Below are 16,618 nucleotides of genomic sequence, written 5' to 3'. Positions count from 1 at the left end.
TATTTTCCTTGTCATGTTCTCACCTTGTTTGTTTTTATAGTCGTTAAGCATTTTGTTCTTTGTTATTGTGTACGAACAAGTGGAGACTATTCCTTGAAAATTGTATAAAAAACAATAAGTAAGGTCACTTTGATAGTATGGGGGTGTTTTTATGGAAGAATATTACCATATTATTTTTCGAACTTGTTTTTTATATGTGTTTATTATCATTGTTTTCCGTTTAATGGGTAAACGAGAAGTAGGAGAATTATCAGTCATAGATTTGGTTGTATTTGTATTGATTGCAGAAGTTGCTGCTTTTGCGCTAGATGACTTTAAAAATCCTCTCTTTAATGCCATACTACCTATCATTATTTTGCTCTTTATTCAAATTTTAAGTGCTTACTTATCGTTAAAGTTCAAAAAAATACGAGATTTAGTGGATGGTGACCCAGCTTTATTAGTAAAAGATGGTGTTATTTTAGAGAGTGAGATGCGAAAACACCGCTATAATTTAGATGATTTATGTCAGCAATTACGAGAAAATGGCGTTGCATCAGTGACAGATGTGGCATTTGCCTATTTAGAGCCATCAGGCAATCTTTCCATCTATAAAAAAGATGAAAAAGCTTTCGTGTATCCACTTATTATCGATGGCGATATTCAAGAAAGACATTTATTGACCATGCATAAAGATGTGGATTGGTTAATGGGTGAGCTAGCTAAAAACAATATAACAAACAGTGAAACGGTATTTTTTTGTATTTGGGAAGACCATAAGCTCCACATCCAATTAAAAGAATCTTAAACCTTCTTCGCTAATTTTTTGATGTAGCGGAAATCAGTGATTCGTAACTGATTGGTAAATAATAAAAAAGTAAACAGTAAAAATAATGTAACACCACTGCTCAAAATAAATGGTAGTGATAAGATTGGAATAAGAAAATACTGTGCGACACAAACGGCAATAAAGCAACTATAAGGTACGACAAACATTCTGAAGCCAGCACGTAGGTTTTTTCTTTGTCTAACAGTTGCGATATGCAGGAAGGACGTCAGTAAAACACCAAAGCCAATAGCTACGACGGCTCCTTTTTCCTGAATGCCAGGTTGAGAGGCTAGTACAAACATCACAAATAATTTACCGAGTCCACCATAGATGGAGTTCATCATAGCAGCTTTAGCTTCACCAATCGCTTGTAAGATAGAATGGAGTGGGCTTTGAATATAATAAAAATAAAAAATTGGTGCTAAAATTTTAACGTACCCTCGATTTTCTTCTAGATGGAAGAGCTTCATAGCTAATTCATCACCATGTACAAAGAAATACGTAGCAGCAAAGCAGCCTACTAAGGAAGATAATCTTAGGGAGACCGAAATTCGCTCTTGTAACAGCGGGATGTGCTGTCGAGCGACGGCATCACTCACAGCTGGAATTAGTACAATGGATAAGGCTGTTGATACAAAAGCTGGGAACAATAGTAAGGGTACTAAAACACCAGAGATGACACCATATAAAATAGTAGCAGCAGAAGCGGTTAAACCTGCAACTGTCAAAGCTTTTAAAAAGATAATCGGTTCTAAAAACCAAGTGAAAGAACCAAACAGCTTACTGCCCGCAGAGGGAAGGGCAATACGTAGCATGGGTGATGCAGGGTAGCCTTCGATTTTAGTTTTACGCGTCAATAGTCTCTTTTTCGAAACGATATAATGTAGCCATAAATAGAGGAATGCTACAACCTCAGCAAGAAGTGTAATACCCATTGCAGCAGCAGCAGTAACAGCCGCATTATTGTAATTAGCCACATAAGGCAGCATTAACGTAATGAAGCTAATTCGGACAATTTGCTCAATCATTTGAGCCCAAGCAGTTGGGGTAATTTTAGCTACACCCTGTAAATAAGCACGTAATAACCCAGATCCAACGGACACAGGTACAGCAAAGAGTGCAATCCATAGCGTAAATGTTGTCTGTTCATTATGTAAGAGCGTCGTCGAAATATATGGTATTGTGAGTGCAACGAGTGGCATAAAAATGATCATACCTATGAATGACCAAAGAATGGCCGTACGCATGACACCAAAGATGTTTTCGCGCTTATTTTTTGCTAGTAATTCTGCCACGATTTTAGCTACAGCGATAGGTAGTCCAAGTTGAATGAGTGAGATAAAGAAAATAAATGCTGGATAGACGGTCATATAAATGCCGACAGCCTCTTCACCAGCAATACGCATAAATTGCATTCTATAAAAGAAGCCAAAAAGTTTAGATAAAAAAATCACGAACATTAAAAATAATGTACCTCTTACAAAAGAACTCATGCCATCCGTCCCTTCTCAAGCCGCAAAAATTCATTTACACTATTTGTATGCAAACATGTCTTACGTTACGACTTTGATTGGAGATGATTCAAAATGAGTATGCAATATGAGCAACTATTTGAAAAAATCCGTCCGGCAATTGATAGTAAGATGGCAGAGTTCAAACATTATCAATATGATGCCATTACGGCGGAAGAACTTTGGCGCTACTGTATTGAAAAAAAATGGCGTAAAAAGAAAATCGAACAGCTACGTTTACATGAGGTGATTGCGACCATTTTTGCGGTATCACCATCTGATATTGTCTCATTTAATCAAGTAGAGTTTTTACAAAGTAATAATTGGTTTGAAGAAGTAGGTATGGAAGAATTACAATTACTGCTTGGTCCAGTTAGAACGTAATCAAGGATGTGTCAAATTTTACAATATTTCAAAGAATCCTAAATGTGTTGAATTGACACCAAGCGCAACCTGTTTCATAATAAGTGTGTTGCGCTTTTTTTATTTTGAATAAGTTTTTACTTACATAAGTCTTGAATGCTCTTTTACTTGCATTTGGAAGGCTAGTACCTAATAATACAAAGATAAACTTGCGCGTTATGAACGATTGAATAAGTAGAGCAACCTTTTTGAGGCACAGGTAACACGATTCTAAAGGAAAAGGAGGATTAAACGTTTCAAAAGGTATTGCTAGTTACTTGTTTGGCGTGTAAGGACAGCCCTTACACCAATTCGAGGAGGATTTATTGATGAAACTAAAAAGTCGTATAGTTGCATTCCTATTAATTCTAGTGCTTTTCGCAGCAGGAATTAGTACGACTGTAAACGGCGTCTTAAAGGACATCAAGCTTGGTCTTGACTTACAGGGCGGGTTTGAAGTACTTTACGAGGTAAATGAATTAAAAGATGGTCAAAAAATTACACCTGAAATCGTCACTGCTACGGCAACAGCCCTTGGCAACCGTGTAAATGCTATTGGGGTAAGTGAACCTAGCATTCAAGTCGAGGGAGAAAACCGAATTCGTGTGCAATTAGCAGGTGTTGAGGATCAAGAATCTGCACGTAAGTTATTGTCTACTTCTGCGAATTTAACATTCCGTGATGTTGATGATAATTTATTATTAGATGGAGATGATCTAAAAGAAAATGGAGCAAGTGCTTCCTTTGACCAACAAAATCGTCCAATTGTTTCGCTTAAATTAAAAGATGCGGAAAAATTTGCTGATGTAACAAGTAAAATTGCTGCGAAACCTGCAGGACAAAATTTATTGGTTGTATGGTTAGACTTCGAAGAGGGTGTTGATTCTTATAAAGCAGAATCACAGAAAGCGAAGCCTCGTTATGCATCTGCAGCAACAGTTTCTCAAACATTAAATACAACAGATGTAATGATAAGTGGTAATTTCTCTGTTGAAGAAACAAAAAATTTATCAGGTATTTTAAATGCAGGGGCATTACCTGTTAAACTTGATGAAATTTATTCAACTTCTGTGGGTGCTCAATTTGGTGATGAAGCACTGAAAAGCACTATTTTCGCTGGTATTGTTGGCGTAGTAATCATTTTCTTATTTATGCTATTCTACTATCGTTTACCAGGCTTTATTTCGATCATCACACTTGGTGTATTTACATTCCTAGTACTGGTTGTATTTGATTGGATTAATGCAGTCTTAACGCTTCCTGGTATAGCAGCTATTGTACTTGGTATAGGGATGGCAGTTGACGCCAATATTTTAGCAGCAGAACGTATCCGAGAAGAACTACGTGTAGGCTACTCAGCGAAGCAAGCCTTCCAACTAGGCTCTAAACAATCCTTATCAGCGATTGTCGATGCACAGCTAACTACATTATTAGCAGCAGGTGTGCTATTCTTCTTCGGGACAAGCTCAGTTAAAGGATTCGCTACAACATTAATCATTAGTATTTTATTGAGCTTCTTAACAGCCGTTTGGGGCTCACGTGTACTATTAGGTTTACTTGTGAACAGTGGCTATTTCAATAATCCAGCCTGGTATGGTATTGCGAAATCAAAACAACATAGTCTGGATGAAAATATTGGTGCATTAGATTTATCAACGAAATTTGATCGCTTCGACTTTGTACACAACCGTAAGAAATTCTATACATTCTCATTAGCTATTTTAGTGGCTGGTTTAGTAGTTCTTGGTGTTTTCCGTCTAAACCTTGGTATTGATTTCTCTAGTGGTACACGTATTCAAATTGAAGCAGATCAAACGTTAACAAAAGAAGCAGTGGAAAAATATGTTGATAGTATCGGCTTCCCTTCGGAAGATATAGTTCTTTCAGGAGAAAAGAGTACCTCAGCGGTTGTACGTTATAAAACCGATTTATCTCAAGCAGATATTTTGAAATTCCAAAAAGAAACAACTGAGGAATATGGTCATAAACCTACTGTAAGTACAGTATCTCCTACTGTTGGTAAGGAACTTGTGAAAAATGCCATTAAGGCATTATCTCTTGCAGCACTAGGTATTATCATTTATGTAGCAATTCGCTTTGAATGGCGCATGGGGATCGGGGCGATTGTTTCGCTTCTGCATGATGTATTCTTAATTGTTGCTGTGTTTAGTTTCATGCGTTTAGAGGTAGATATTACGTTTATTGCGGCTGTTTTAACAATTGTTGGTTATTCCATCAATGATACGATCGTTACCTTTGACCGTATGCGTGAAAACTTAGATCGTTATGATACCATTAATGACCGTGAAGTATTGGCGAATATAGTGAATAAATCGCTACGCCAAACAATGGGACGTTCTGTTAATACAGTGTTAACTGTTATTATCGTTGTTGTAGCCCTATTAATTTTTGGTGCACCATCTATTCAAAACTTCTCTATCGCTTTATTGATTGGTTTGATTACAGGTATGTATTCTTCTATCTGTATCGCCGCTCAAATCTGGTATTCATTAAAAATTCGTGAAATGAAAAAATCAGATGGGAAGCTACACAAGAAAGAGAAAAAACAATGGGGAACTGACGAACCTACAGTATAAATTAGTAAGCAGGGAATAGAAAACGATTCGTTTTCTATTCCCTGCTTTTTTGTTAGTGAGATTGCCGAGTGTATTTATAATTTAAATTGCTGAAGGACTTCTTGGAGCTGTTGCGCATTCTGACTTAATTCCTCAGCAACCGCATTCACTTGCTGCATTGTCGCTACTTGTTCGTCAACAGACTCTGCAATCAGTTGAGAATTGCTAGCCGATTGATTTGAAACATTGGCTGTTTCGGTGACAGAGGCGGCAACCTGCTCGGCACTTGCTGAAATTTCTTCGGATGTGGCAGATATTTCTTCAATTTGTTCTGTAAAGGCTGTAACAGCTGAAGTGATGGAGTAGAAAGCATCTCCTGCCTCGTGAATTTTAGACACGCCGTCCTGTACAGAAGCTAAGCCATGGTCCACTGCATTAGCCACATTGCGCGTATCTGTTAGGATTTCCCTCGTAATGGCAACAATTTGATTAGCAGATTGATTGGATTCCTCTGCTAGTTTACGTACTTCATCAGCTACAACGGCAAAGCCTTTACCATGTTCTCCAGCTCTTGCTGCTTCAATGGCCGCATTGAGAGCAAGTAAATTTGTTTGTTCTGAAATGGCTGTAATGACAGTTGTAATTTGTCCAATTTCTTCCGATTGCTTACTTAGCTTTTGAGTCAATGTGGCAATTTCAGAGGTAGCCACAGAAATGATATTCATTTGTTCTTCCGCTGTTGAAATCGTTGCTCCTCCTGTATGGGCTAGTTGGCGCATACTCTCTGCATTGTGGTGAAGACTATGTGTCGCCTCAGCAATGCGTTGAACACCTGCTGCTGTTTCATCCATTGCCACAGCACTTTGCTGCGAGGTACGAGCGGAAGAAGTGAGCGATGTTGCGTTTTCTTGAATTCTTTGTGCAATATCATCGGATGTTACCGTTACTTCCTCTGTGCTCGCAGTAAGCTCTTCAGAGACAGCTGATAAATGGGATGCACTGTCTTGGATGTTCGTCATCAGACCAGCTAGACTTTGTTTTAATGTATTGACTGCACCCGCAAGTATGCCAATTTCATCTTTTGTCTGATGGTCAAGCTCAGCGATTGTTAAATCTCCTTGTGCTAATGTGTCTGCTGCTTCAGTGACCTTCCGTAATGGCTGAACAATGGAGTTTTTAACAAAATACATAAAATATATACCAATAATAATACTAGCAATTAGTAGACTAATGGAAATAATAAGAGCACGTGAAACGGTATGATTTACTTCTTGATCGACCTTTTGAAGCTGCTCATCATGATAAGCTAATAAATCAGTTGTTAGCTTGAAGATTTCCTTATTGTATTTTGTGACATCGTTATTTATGTAAGTGAGAGCTAAATCCATATTGCCACTATTAAACGCCTGCAAGGCTTTCGCTGAAGAGGCTAGTAACTCGTTTTGTAATGCAGTGACTTGTTGCATAATATCTTTTGTATAATCAGAGCGAACAAGACCAGAAAGTTCTTGAACTGTTTCAGGTAAAAGTTTGTGATAACGCTCTAAATTGTCCCGAGCTGCTTCATCCTTATTATTTAAAACATAGGAGCGTAAAAATAAACCTTGAGACGCAAGTTGTTGCTGTATATTCTCCGTTAATTGAATTTGAACAATACGATGCTTCAATACTTCCTCTAAATCATTTTGTGTTGTTTTGAATTGAAGAAATGATAAGATGCTTGAAATGAGTAGTAAACAGGTTAAAGAAATGAAGCCTAAATTTAATTTTTTGCGAACGGACATATACGTTCCTACTTTCTATATATTATATGGAAAAAATTATTGTTCTGAAATTACTATAACTTGATATATTTACATGGTCAATACTCAGAAAATATTCAATAGTAAGGAATCCTTTTCCCTTTTAAGGTCTTTTTGAAGGATAATATACCTACATAAAAAGTTCTTACGAAAACATAAATTTCAATCTTTTTCTTCAGAATTAATTGACAATTAAATTGGTTTGGCATAGAATTAAGGCTAACTTTTTGTTCGGTCAAGGTAGAAGGCTTCGGGAGCGAGGTCAGCCTAAGAACAGATGAGCTGAGTTTAGATGAGAATAGCTGAGAAATTGTTGAATAAGAGTAGTAGCATAGGTATGTAATTTAGAGAGTCAGTGGGTGGTGTGAACTGATTTACAGCTTATGTGAATGGACTTATGAGAGTCGCTTTTAAAAGCGAACGTGATTCCCCACGTTATAGGGGTGCTTTGAATGTATGGCTAAAATGAAGCTGGTCATCATAGAAAGCACAAAAGTGAGAGCATATGCTCTAATATGAGGTGGCAACGCGGTCATGATCGTCCTCTGCAATTAGGAATAATCCTTTTTGCAGAGGGCTTTTTTTATTTTGCTTCAGCATTCGTCTAGACATTAGCAAAAGGAATTTTTGAAAAGGAGCTTATAAGCTATGCAAACAACGAGTTCAAGAACAAAAATGAAAACTATCAATGGCGATTCTTTAACACCTATTTTAATTTTCAGACGTTTACAGGGGAAATATAAATTTTTGCTGGAGAGCTCTGCACAGCATGAGGGAGCAGGCAGATTTTCATTTATTGGTGCGAATCCACGAAAAACCTATAAAGGTGTGGGACAAGAAATTCAGGAGATATCCTATAAAACGCGAAAAACATATGTGCATAAAGGGGAGCTTTTTGTCCTCCTTAAACGACTTATGCCACGTATCTCTAATACGACACAATTTCCGTTTTCAGGAGGTGCTGTCGGATATATAGGTCATGGTGGAACGACAATGTTCGCTGACGAGAAAATAGGGCTTCCTGATGCGCACTTCCATGTGTATGAAACGATCATTGTGTTCGATCATTTAACAGATGAAGTGACACTGATTCATACAAATATTGATGCGGAAAAACAGCAACCTGATTTGGAAGTGCTGGCCCAACAATTATTAAATGGTGATGCTTATGACGAAGCAACTTATCATTATCACGCAATAGAAAAGGCAACGGATGAATCCTTTGCAGCAGAGTTACAGGCGATGCAAACCAAGTTAAATGATGACATAACAAGGGTAGTACTGCCTAAGCGTTATGTAGCAAATTTTCAAGGTGATGCGTTTTCCTTATACAGACAGCTACGCAAAAAAAAACCTGCACCCTATATGTATTATGTAGAGTTTGAGGATCACGTTATATTAGGCACTTCTCCTGACAGCCTTATACGAGTGAAGGGGGAGCGAGTGATAGCCACACCAACGGAGGGCACCTATCCACGTGGGGAGACTAAAAGTGAAGACCTAAAAAATGAGCGCACATTATATGAACAAACGGACATTCGAAATTCACATGCAATACTCGTTAGTGCCATTCAGCAAAAATTACAGTCTGTTTGTTTTCGAGACTCTGTTCAGGTCATTGAGGCCATGCGTATTGAAAGGTCAAAACAGGCACTGCACTTGACGTCGAGAGTAGAAGGTCGGCTTTTACCTATGTTGCACGCTTTGGATGTACTGGCAGTAACAATCCCACCATTTTCAGTTACAGAGATTTCTAAGAAGCAGGTGATACGTTACTTAGAAAATGGGTCACACATGACAGGTATTTTTGGTGATGCTCTTGGCTTTATTGGATTCAATGGCCATTTGGATTTTGCTTTAACAGCGCAATCCATTGTAGTTGAACATGAAACGATGTATATGCAATCCACAATAACAATGACTAAATATACGAATATCCCTAACGTGTTACAGCAAGTGCAAGAGGAAGAGAAAGGTTTTTTACAGTTATTGGTTAACGATGGAGGGCGAAACTGATGGAACAATTACAACGGAAAGTAGTGCAAGGTGAACATCTGATGTATGAGGAAATGCTGAAGGTCGCGCAATGGTTATTTCAGGATGAGACACCTAAAGAGGAAATCGCCAGTTTTTTAATGGCTTTAGCTGTGAAAGGGGAAACAGCACACGAGGTAGCAGCATTAGCAACTATTATGCGTTCTTTTGCACGTGATGTAGCTGTAAAAGAAGACGACTATATGGATAATTGTGGTACGGGTGGAGATGGTCTTCATACCTTCAACATTAGTACAGCCTCTGCTTTTGTACTAGCTGGAGCAGGTGTCAAAATGGCAAAGCATGGGAATCGTAAAATATCTTCATCCTCGGGTAGCTCAGATGTGTTGGAGGCATTAGGTATTCATACAGCTATTTCCATACCTCAAACGATTGAATTGCTAGAGAAAGAAGGAATTGCTTTTATCTATGCACCGAATGTTCATCCAAAATTAAAGCGAATTGGCGAAGTTCGTCGTTCATTAGGAAAACCAACGATTTTTAATCTAGTCGGTCCTTTAACCAATCCAGTACCATTATTTACGCAATTCACAGGTATTAATCGTCCTGATTTTGTCATGGAATATGCCTCAGTCCTACAGATGCTGGGGCGGGAGCGAGCCATTGTTGTTTCAGGTCCTAAGGGGCTTGATGAGGCTTCCTTAGCAGGACAAAATACATTGGTCCTAGTAGATAGAGGAGATTTAATTCCCTTCTCCTTGTCGGCTGAAGATGTTGGTCTTCAAGCAGCACCTTTAGAAGCTATCCGTGGTGGCAATGCAGATTACAATGCGGTCATTATGAAAAAAATATTGGCTGGAGAGCACAGTGCGTACTTAGATACGGTGTTATTAAATACGGGTATTGGCTTATTCGGCTATGGTCAAGCAGAAACCATTAAAGAAGGTGTCGCGATGGCGAAGGAAAGTATTTTTAGTGGGAGAGCATTGAAAAAATTGGAAGCAGTTATTACTTACAGTGAACAAATGAAAGAAGTGGAGGTAGGGCAATGAATATACTCTATAAAGTTCTGCAGCAAAAGAAAATTGAGATAGGTGCTTTATTAGAGCAGCCAGATCCTTTAGCAAATTTTACAGAAAAGCCACGACCCTCATTAGTCGAAACATTACGTCAAGCTACAACATTACAGGTCGTTGCTGAAATGAAACGTGCTTCGCCCTCCAGGGGGGTCATCGCTGGTGCGGCGGATCCAGTTGCTCAAGCACAGGTCTATGCACAGGCAGGAGCAGCAGCTATTTCTGTTTTAACAGATAAGGCGTTTTTTAAAGGCTCCTTTGAAGATTTAGCGGCAGTTGCTCGTGTTGTTGACACGCCTCTTCTTTGTAAGGATTTTATGATAGATCGGGTGCAGATTCGATTTGCGAAGGCAGCAGGTGCCTCTATTATTTTATTAATTGTGGCGGCCTTAACGGATGACGCTTTACGCGACTTATATAGTTATGCAACGGGCTTAGGCCTAGAAGTTTTAGTGGAAGTACACGATACAGAGGAGCTTGAACGTGCTCTTGCAGTAGATGCAAAGTTGATTGGTGTCAATAATCGGGATTTACGTACCTTTGAGGTTAGTCTACAACGGACAAAAGAAATTGCCGAAGTTTTCCCATTCAGTGAGCAACGTGTATTAATTAGTGAAAGTGGTATTTGGTCACAGGAAGATGCCAATCAAGTTGCCACAATGGGAGCTAGTGGCGTTCTTGTAGGGGAGGCATTGATGCGCAGTGAAGACGCGGGGCAAGCACTACAATGTTTACAGGTACAAAAGGAGGCAGCTTCTATATGACAAAAGTCAAAATTTGTGGATTACAAGAACAAGAACATGTCAAAACAGCTATTCATGCTGGCGCAGATGCCATTGGTTTTGTTTTTGCACCAAGTAAACGTCGTGTAACTGTTGAGCAAGCCCAACAGTTAGCGAAGGAGGTGCCACGAGGTGTTTTGAAAATAGGTGTCTTTGTCAATCCCACACCAGCTGAATTAAAGGAAGCGGTAGAGCGCGTGCCTTTAGACTATGTGCAATATCATGGAGAGGAAACGCCAGCATTTATTCAGGAGCAAGGCTACCCAGCCATTAAGGCATTGTCGATACGAGGAAGAGAGGATGTTCAAGCAGCTGTTCATTATCAGGTGGATTATTATTTATTTGATGCGCCTGGAACAGATTTTAAAGGTGGTAGCGGTCATACTTTTGATTGGACGTTACTTGAGGAAGTAGGTATTCCACGAGAGAAATTATTATTAGCGGGTGGTCTCAATGTGGACAATGTTGAAGCGGCCATTTTAAGTGTAGCTCCTGTAATGGTGGATGTATCAAGTGGCGTGGAAACAGACGGAGTCAAAGATTCTATAAAAATACAGGCATTTTTGCAGGCAGTAAAGAGGGGGAGCGAATAATGGGAAATTCAATCGCATTTAATGTACCGACTAAGGAAGGTCGTTACGGACAATTTGGTGGACGTTATGTGCCAGAAACATTAATGACAGCTTTACTAGAATTAGAAACAGCTTATAAAGAAGCGATGAAAGATTCAATGTTTACAGAGGAGCTATCCTATTATTTACAGGAGTATGTAGGGCGAGAAACCCCACTCTATTACGCAGAAAATTTAACGAGCGCACTTGGAGGAGCGAAGATTTATTTAAAGCGTGAAGATTTAAATCATACAGGTGCACATAAAATTAACAATGCGATTGGGCAGGCGCTTCTTGCCAAACGCATGGGCAAAAAGAAAATTGTTGCTGAAACAGGTGCAGGACAGCACGGTGTGGCAACGGCTACTGCTTGTGCCTTATTAAATCTAGAATGTGTTGTTTTTATGGGTGCGGAAGATATGAAACGTCAGCAGTTAAATGTTTTTCGCATGGAGCTACTTGGCACAAAGGTTCAATCGGTGGAAAGTGGTTCTAAAACTTTAAAGGATGCTGTGAATGCAGCGCTACGCTATTGGGTGACAAATGTTGAGGATACGCATTATATTTTAGGCTCTGCCTTAGGACCTCACCCATTTCCTAAAATCGTTCGAGACTTTCAGCGTGTCATTGGGGTAGAAACGAGAAAGCAAATTTTGCAAAAGGAAGGTCGTTTACCTGATGCTGTTGTGGCTTGTATTGGTGGTGGCAGTAATGCAATCGGTATGTTTCATCCGTTCGTAGATGATGCATCAGTCGCTTTATATGGTGTAGAGGCTGCAGGGAGTGGTCTTGAAACAGGGAAACACGCTGCGGCAATTGCAGGTGGACAATTAGGTGTATTGCATGGTGCCTACATGTATTTATTACAGGATGAAAATGGCTTTGTCCAAGAAGCACATTCGATTTCCGCGGGGTTAGATTATCCGGGAAAAGGGCCAGAACATTGTTATTTACATGATATCGGTCGAGCGCAGTTTGACGCCATCACAGATGCTGAGGCACTAGAAGGCTTACAATTGTTAAGTCGAACAGAGGGGATACTTCCTGCGCTTGAAAGTTCCCATGCTATTGCTTACACAGCAAAACTTGCTAAAACCATGCCGAAAGACCAGATCATTGTAGTGTGCTTGTCTGGTCGCGGAGATAAGGATGTACACACGGTTAGGGCGGTACTAGGAGGAGATGGCAAATGACGACGTTACAACAAGCAATTGAACAAGCAAAGGTAGCAGGAAACAAAGCCTTTATTCCGTATATCATGGCAGGTGATGGAGGGCTAGAAACGATCAAGCCAACCATCCTAACACTACAGCAGCTAGGTGTGACAGCTATTGAAGTAGGTATCCCCTTTACAGACCCTGTTGCAGATGGGCCAACAATTGAGCGGGCAGGAGAACGTGCACTCGCAGCTGGCGTAACATTAACGAAGGTATTGCAAACGCTCACTTCATTTAGAGATGAAATCACGGTACCTCTAGTTGTCATGACTTATTTCAATCCAGTGTTAGCGTATGGCTTAGAGGCTTTTGCAAAAGCCTGTGTAGCTGGGGGCGTTAAGGGAATAATCGTACCAGATGTTCCATTAGAAGAAAGTGCTCTATTACGGGAGGCATTAAACCCATATACCATTGATGTTGTTCAACTTGTCTCTTTAACAAGTCCTCCTGAGCGTATTGCTCATATTGCAGCAGCTAGTCAGGGCTTCGTTTATGCTGTGACTGTGAATGGAATTACAGGGGCAAGGTCCCATTTTGCTGCAAACTTAGAGCAGCATTTTGCAAGTCTACGTCAAGCAAGTTCAATCCCTGTGCTTGCAGGCTTTGGTATTTCAACACCTGAGCAAGTGAAAAGGATGGGGTCATTGGGAGATGGAGTTATTGTCGGTAGTGCTATTGTAACAGCATTGCATGAAGAAGATATGGCCACCGTGGCAGCATTAGTGGCCGCTTCAAAAGGTGTATTCGAGAAGTCTACTCTATAGAGTAGGCTTTTTTGCTGCTAGATGGATAGTAAGTTTAAACTGATGGATTAATCAGTAAAAGGGGCGGATAGAAATTTCACATTGATGGATAAAACTATCAATCTAACGGATAGTGCGTATCCAATAGAATTTCGGTATAATAGCTTTCGTAAGGAAGTGAGAAGATGATTCTATCGAAAAAAAGATGGCAGGTGGAGCGTCCAGATGCCACACTTGTACAAGCATTACAAAATGACTTACAACTTTCCGCGATTGCTGCAAAAATTTTAGCAGCACGAGGCTGTGAAACTACGGCTGAAGCAGAAAGCTTATTAAATATGACTGAAGCAAATGTCCATGACCCATTTCTTATGTACGGTATGGCTGAAGCAGTAGCACGAATTGAGCAAGCATTAGAAAATGGGCAGAAGATTTTAGTCTATGGCGATTATGATGCCGATGGTGTCACAAGCACGACTGTTATGCTAAATGTTTTACTAGATCTTGGAGCGGATGTATCCTTTAAAATCCCCAATCGTTTTATCCATGGTTATGGTCCACATGAAGCATTATTTCGTGAAGCATATGAAGAGGGTGTACAGTTAATCATTACAGTAGATAACGGGATATCTGGTATCGAACCTGTTCGAGTGGCTAAAGAGCTTGGCATGGATGTCATTGTGACAGATCACCATGAGCCAGGTGAGGAACTACCGCCAGCAGATATTATTCTTCATCCTCGATTACCAGAAGGACATTATCCGTTTGGAGAGCTAGCTGGAGTAGGTGTAGCCTTTAAGTTAGCACATGCTTTATATGGTGAACTACCAATCCATTTAATGGAATTGGTGGCGATTGGAACTGTAGCCGATTTAGTTCCTTTAGTGGATGAAAATCGCTATCTCGTGAAGCGAGGTATACAGGAAATGCGTCGTTCCCTTAGTCCATGGGTACAAGCAATGTGTGATATAGCCAGTACAGAGCAGGCAAAAATTACGGAAGAGACAATTGGCTTTTATTTTGGTCCTCGATTAAATGCTGTTGGTCGACTCGGAGAAGCAGCTCCAGGAGTCGAGTTATTAATGGCAGATGATAGTGCTAAAGCAAGCGCATTGGCAAAGCAGCTTAATGCCTGCAATACAGAGCGCAAAGATATTGTGAAAAGCATTACAGATGAGGCCATTGCACTTATTGAATCGGATGAAAAAATCGGCAATTCCTTAGTTCTTGTTGTGGCGGGGGAAGGCTGGAATGCAGGCGTTGTTGGAATAGTTGCCTCACGACTTGTTGAGCAGTACTATCGTCCAACCATTGTCCTTTCACTTGATCCAGAAAAGGGCACAGCAAAGGGTTCCGCTCGAAGCATTGAAGGCTTCCATCTATATAATGAACTAGCTAAAAACCGAGATATTTTACCGCATTTTGGTGGACATCCTATGGCCGCAGGCATGACCTTATCGTTAGAGCATGTGGATGAACTACGTACACGCTTGGATGCACAGGCAAGAGAATGTTTAACAGAGGAGCAATTAACACCCATCGTCCATATTGATATTCCGTTAAGCATCGATGAAGTTTCAGCAGATGCTATTGAAGAAATTTCAGCACTAGGACCATTTGGAACAGATTTTCCAAAGCCTGTTTACGTACTTGAGGATGTTGAAATCTCATCTATGCGTAAAATTGGAGCAGCTGAGAATCATATTAAAATGGAATTAACAAATGGCTATGATAAATTAGATAGTGTCGGCTTTAATAAAGGACATTTACATGATGAATTAACGTATGGCATTAAAGTATCCTTTATAGGCGATTTACAAATTAATGAATGGCAAGGACGTAAAAAAGCCCAATTTATGATCGAGGATGTCCAAACAACGGAATGGCAGCTATTTGATATTCGTGGTATCCGTCAAACTGCGCGTTGGCTTAATACGGTACCGAAGGATGAGGCACAGTTTATTGCCTTTCATCCAGCAACGATGGCGTATTATCAATCATTGATTGGTGCTCCTATTACAGTAGTTGACCCAGCACTATCCAATGTGGAACAAAGTGATTATATTGTGCTCTTAGATTTGCCACAACAAGTTCAAAAACTAGAAGAGGTGTTACAGAAGACGACACCTTCACGTATTTATGCGCATTTTTATATGCCTGATTCGCAATACTTTAGTGGTTTACCTACTCGTGAGCAATTTTCTTGGTATTATAAATTTTTGAAAAATCGACCAGCCTTTCCGCTTGATATGCATATAGCAGATTTAGCAAAGCATACAGGTTGGCCATTGGATGTATTAAAATTTATGACACAGGTGTTTTTTGAGCTTGGTTTTGTTAAAATGGAGAGTGGACTGACGACTGTCAACGTGAATGCCCCAAAACAAGCACTAACAGAGGCACCGTCTTACAAACAACGTTCAGAACAGATTGAAATGGAGCAAAAGCTTGTCTATGCTCCTTATATAGAATTAAAACAATGGTTTGATGAACGATTAACATAAACGGACGTACAGCGTTTCGTAGGAGGAGCAATAACATGGATTTAAAGCAATATGTTACAACAGTTGAAAACTGGCCGAAAGAGGGCATTAGCTTCAGAGATATTACGACAATTATGGATAATGGACCAGCATACAAATATGCAACAGACCAAATTGTAGAATATGCAAAAGAAGTGGGAGCTGAAATTGTAGTTGGCCCTGAGGCTCGTGGTTTTATCATCGGTTGCCCAGTTGCCTATGCACTTGAAATTGGCTTTGCACCTGTTCGTAAACCAGGTAAATTACCACGTGAGGTTATTAGTGCAGACTATGGTCTTGAATATGGTCAAGATACATTAACAATGCATCATGATGCGATTAAGCCTGGTCAAAAGGTTTTAATCTGTGATGATTTACTAGCAACGGGTGGGACAGTTGAAGCAACTGTTCGTTTAGTAGAAGAATTAGGTGGTCAGGTAGTAGGCTGTGCCTTCCTAATCGAACTTTTAGAATTAAATGGTCGTGCAAAGCTTGGAGATCTAAATATTAAAACACTTATTCAATATTAAGAGAAAGCGTCTACCATAGTGGGCACTTCAGATTGTAGACAAA

Annotated in this window: 13 protein-coding genes and 1 other annotated feature; of the genes, 11 read left to right on the top strand and 2 right to left on the bottom strand. The window is 39.8% G+C overall.

The features are described from left to right. Nucleotides 1–151 precede the first annotated feature (151 nt). Entirely contained in the window at nt 152–787 is a 636-nt protein-coding gene (locus tag MKY46_RS16000; RefSeq protein WP_036124431.1) for a DUF421 domain-containing protein, read from the top strand. Here MKY46_RS16000 and MKY46_RS15995 read toward each other — a convergent pair. Then, the gene (locus tag MKY46_RS15995; RefSeq protein ID WP_036124428.1) at nt 784–2,301 is read right to left on the bottom strand and encodes a putative polysaccharide biosynthesis protein; all 1,518 of its coding nucleotides are present in this window, start codon (nt 2,299–2,301) and stop codon (nt 784–786) included. The two genes, MKY46_RS16000 and MKY46_RS15995, sit on opposite strands and share 4 nt — an antisense overlap. A 93-nt stretch (nt 2,302–2,394) precedes the next feature. Between MKY46_RS15995 and MKY46_RS15990 the strand changes: the two genes are divergently transcribed. Both MKY46_RS15990 and secDF read left to right on the top strand, forming a co-directional pair. Further along, a complete protein-coding gene (locus tag MKY46_RS15990) occupies nt 2,395–2,703 on the top strand; it encodes a post-transcriptional regulator (RefSeq protein ID WP_036124425.1) in 309 nt (102 codons plus the stop codon). 347 nt (nt 2,704–3,050) lie between these two features. Further along, nucleotides 3,051–5,318 (top strand): protein translocase subunit SecDF, encoded by a 2,268-nt coding sequence (secDF, locus tag MKY46_RS15985; RefSeq protein WP_036124424.1) that lies wholly within the window; start codon nt 3,051–3,053, stop codon nt 5,316–5,318. Between the two features lie 74 nt (nt 5,319–5,392). Here secDF and MKY46_RS15980 read toward each other — a convergent pair whose 3' ends face one another. Further along, on the bottom strand, nt 5,393–7,081 hold the full coding sequence (locus tag MKY46_RS15980) for a methyl-accepting chemotaxis protein (RefSeq protein WP_036124422.1): 1,689 nt from the start codon (nt 7,079–7,081) through the stop codon (nt 5,393–5,395). A gap of 322 nt (nt 7,082–7,403) precedes the next feature. Next, nucleotides 7,404–7,648: a binding site (T-box leader), on the top strand. 99 nt (nt 7,649–7,747) lie between these two features. On the opposite strand from MKY46_RS15980, the gene MKY46_RS15975 reads away from it, so the two are divergent. The 8 genes from MKY46_RS15975 to MKY46_RS15940 all read left to right on the top strand — a co-directional run bounded on the left by MKY46_RS15975 (nt 7,748) and on the right by MKY46_RS15940 (nt 16,575). Beyond that, nucleotides 7,748–9,115, top strand: a complete 1,368-nt coding sequence (locus MKY46_RS15975) for a chorismate-binding protein (protein WP_036124420.1) — start codon at nt 7,748–7,750, stop codon at nt 9,113–9,115. Beyond that, nucleotides 9,115–10,146 (top strand): anthranilate phosphoribosyltransferase, encoded by a 1,032-nt coding sequence (gene trpD, locus MKY46_RS15970; RefSeq protein ID WP_036124418.1) that lies wholly within the window; start codon nt 9,115–9,117, stop codon nt 10,144–10,146. Before MKY46_RS15975 ends, trpD begins: the two co-directional genes overlap by 1 nt. Beyond that, nucleotides 10,143–10,934 (top strand): indole-3-glycerol phosphate synthase TrpC, encoded by a 792-nt coding sequence (gene trpC, locus MKY46_RS15965; protein WP_036124416.1) that lies wholly within the window; start codon nt 10,143–10,145, stop codon nt 10,932–10,934. Before trpD ends, trpC begins: the two co-directional genes overlap by 4 nt. Continuing rightward, nucleotides 10,931–11,545: a phosphoribosylanthranilate isomerase gene (locus tag MKY46_RS15960; protein WP_036124414.1), complete on the top strand. Its 615-nt coding sequence runs from the start codon at nt 10,931–10,933 to the stop codon at nt 11,543–11,545. The genes trpC and MKY46_RS15960 overlap by 4 nt, the downstream gene beginning before the upstream one ends. After that, on the top strand, nt 11,545–12,756 hold the full coding sequence (gene trpB / locus MKY46_RS15955; RefSeq protein ID WP_036124413.1) for a tryptophan synthase subunit beta: 1,212 nt from the start codon (nt 11,545–11,547) through the stop codon (nt 12,754–12,756). Before MKY46_RS15960 ends, trpB begins: the two co-directional genes overlap by 1 nt. Then, nucleotides 12,753–13,544, top strand: coding sequence for a tryptophan synthase subunit alpha (gene trpA / locus MKY46_RS15950; protein WP_036124412.1), 792 nt, complete (start codon nt 12,753–12,755; stop codon nt 13,542–13,544). Before trpB ends, trpA begins: the two co-directional genes overlap by 4 nt. Nucleotides 13,545–13,708: 164 nt before the next feature. Then, entirely contained in the window at nt 13,709–16,027 is a 2,319-nt protein-coding gene (gene recJ, locus MKY46_RS15945) for a single-stranded-DNA-specific exonuclease RecJ (protein ID WP_036124411.1), read from the top strand. 35 nt (nt 16,028–16,062) lie between these two features. Continuing rightward, entirely contained in the window at nt 16,063–16,575 is a 513-nt protein-coding gene (locus MKY46_RS15940) for an adenine phosphoribosyltransferase (RefSeq protein WP_036124410.1), read from the top strand. The last annotated feature ends 43 nt before the right edge of the window (nt 16,576–16,618 follow it).

It is taken from the genome of Lysinibacillus sp. FSL M8-0355, assembly GCF_038008985.1.
GTDB lineage: Bacteria > Bacillota > Bacilli > Bacillales_A > Planococcaceae > Lysinibacillus > Lysinibacillus fusiformis_D.
Note: the sequence above shows the minus strand (reverse complement) of the source record. Positions and strands in the feature narration are given on the sequence as shown.

Excerpts from the sequence above, each read along its gene's own strand:
- MKY46_RS16000 (WP_036124431.1), top strand. The coding sequence starts at position 152 with ATGGAAGAATATTACCATATTATTTTTCGAACTTGTTTTTTATATGTG.
- MKY46_RS15995 (WP_036124428.1), bottom strand. The coding sequence starts at position 2,301 with ATGAGTTCTTTTGTAAGAGGTACATTATTTTTAATGTTCGTGATTTTT.
- MKY46_RS15990 (WP_036124425.1), top strand. The coding sequence starts at position 2,395 with ATGAGTATGCAATATGAGCAACTATTTGAAAAAATCCGTCCGGCAATT.
- secDF (WP_036124424.1), top strand. The coding sequence starts at position 3,051 with ATGAAACTAAAAAGTCGTATAGTTGCATTCCTATTAATTCTAGTGCTT.
- MKY46_RS15980 (WP_036124422.1), bottom strand. The coding sequence starts at position 7,081 with ATGTCCGTTCGCAAAAAATTAAATTTAGGCTTCATTTCTTTAACCTGT.
- MKY46_RS15975 (WP_036124420.1), top strand. The coding sequence starts at position 7,748 with ATGCAAACAACGAGTTCAAGAACAAAAATGAAAACTATCAATGGCGAT.
- trpD (WP_036124418.1), top strand. The coding sequence starts at position 9,115 with ATGGAACAATTACAACGGAAAGTAGTGCAAGGTGAACATCTGATGTAT.
- trpC (WP_036124416.1), top strand. The coding sequence starts at position 10,143 with ATGAATATACTCTATAAAGTTCTGCAGCAAAAGAAAATTGAGATAGGT.
- MKY46_RS15960 (WP_036124414.1), top strand. The coding sequence starts at position 10,931 with ATGACAAAAGTCAAAATTTGTGGATTACAAGAACAAGAACATGTCAAA.
- trpB (WP_036124413.1), top strand. The coding sequence starts at position 11,545 with ATGGGAAATTCAATCGCATTTAATGTACCGACTAAGGAAGGTCGTTAC.
- trpA (WP_036124412.1), top strand. The coding sequence starts at position 12,753 with ATGACGACGTTACAACAAGCAATTGAACAAGCAAAGGTAGCAGGAAAC.
- recJ (WP_036124411.1), top strand. The coding sequence starts at position 13,709 with ATGATTCTATCGAAAAAAAGATGGCAGGTGGAGCGTCCAGATGCCACA.
- MKY46_RS15940 (WP_036124410.1), top strand. The coding sequence starts at position 16,063 with ATGGATTTAAAGCAATATGTTACAACAGTTGAAAACTGGCCGAAAGAG.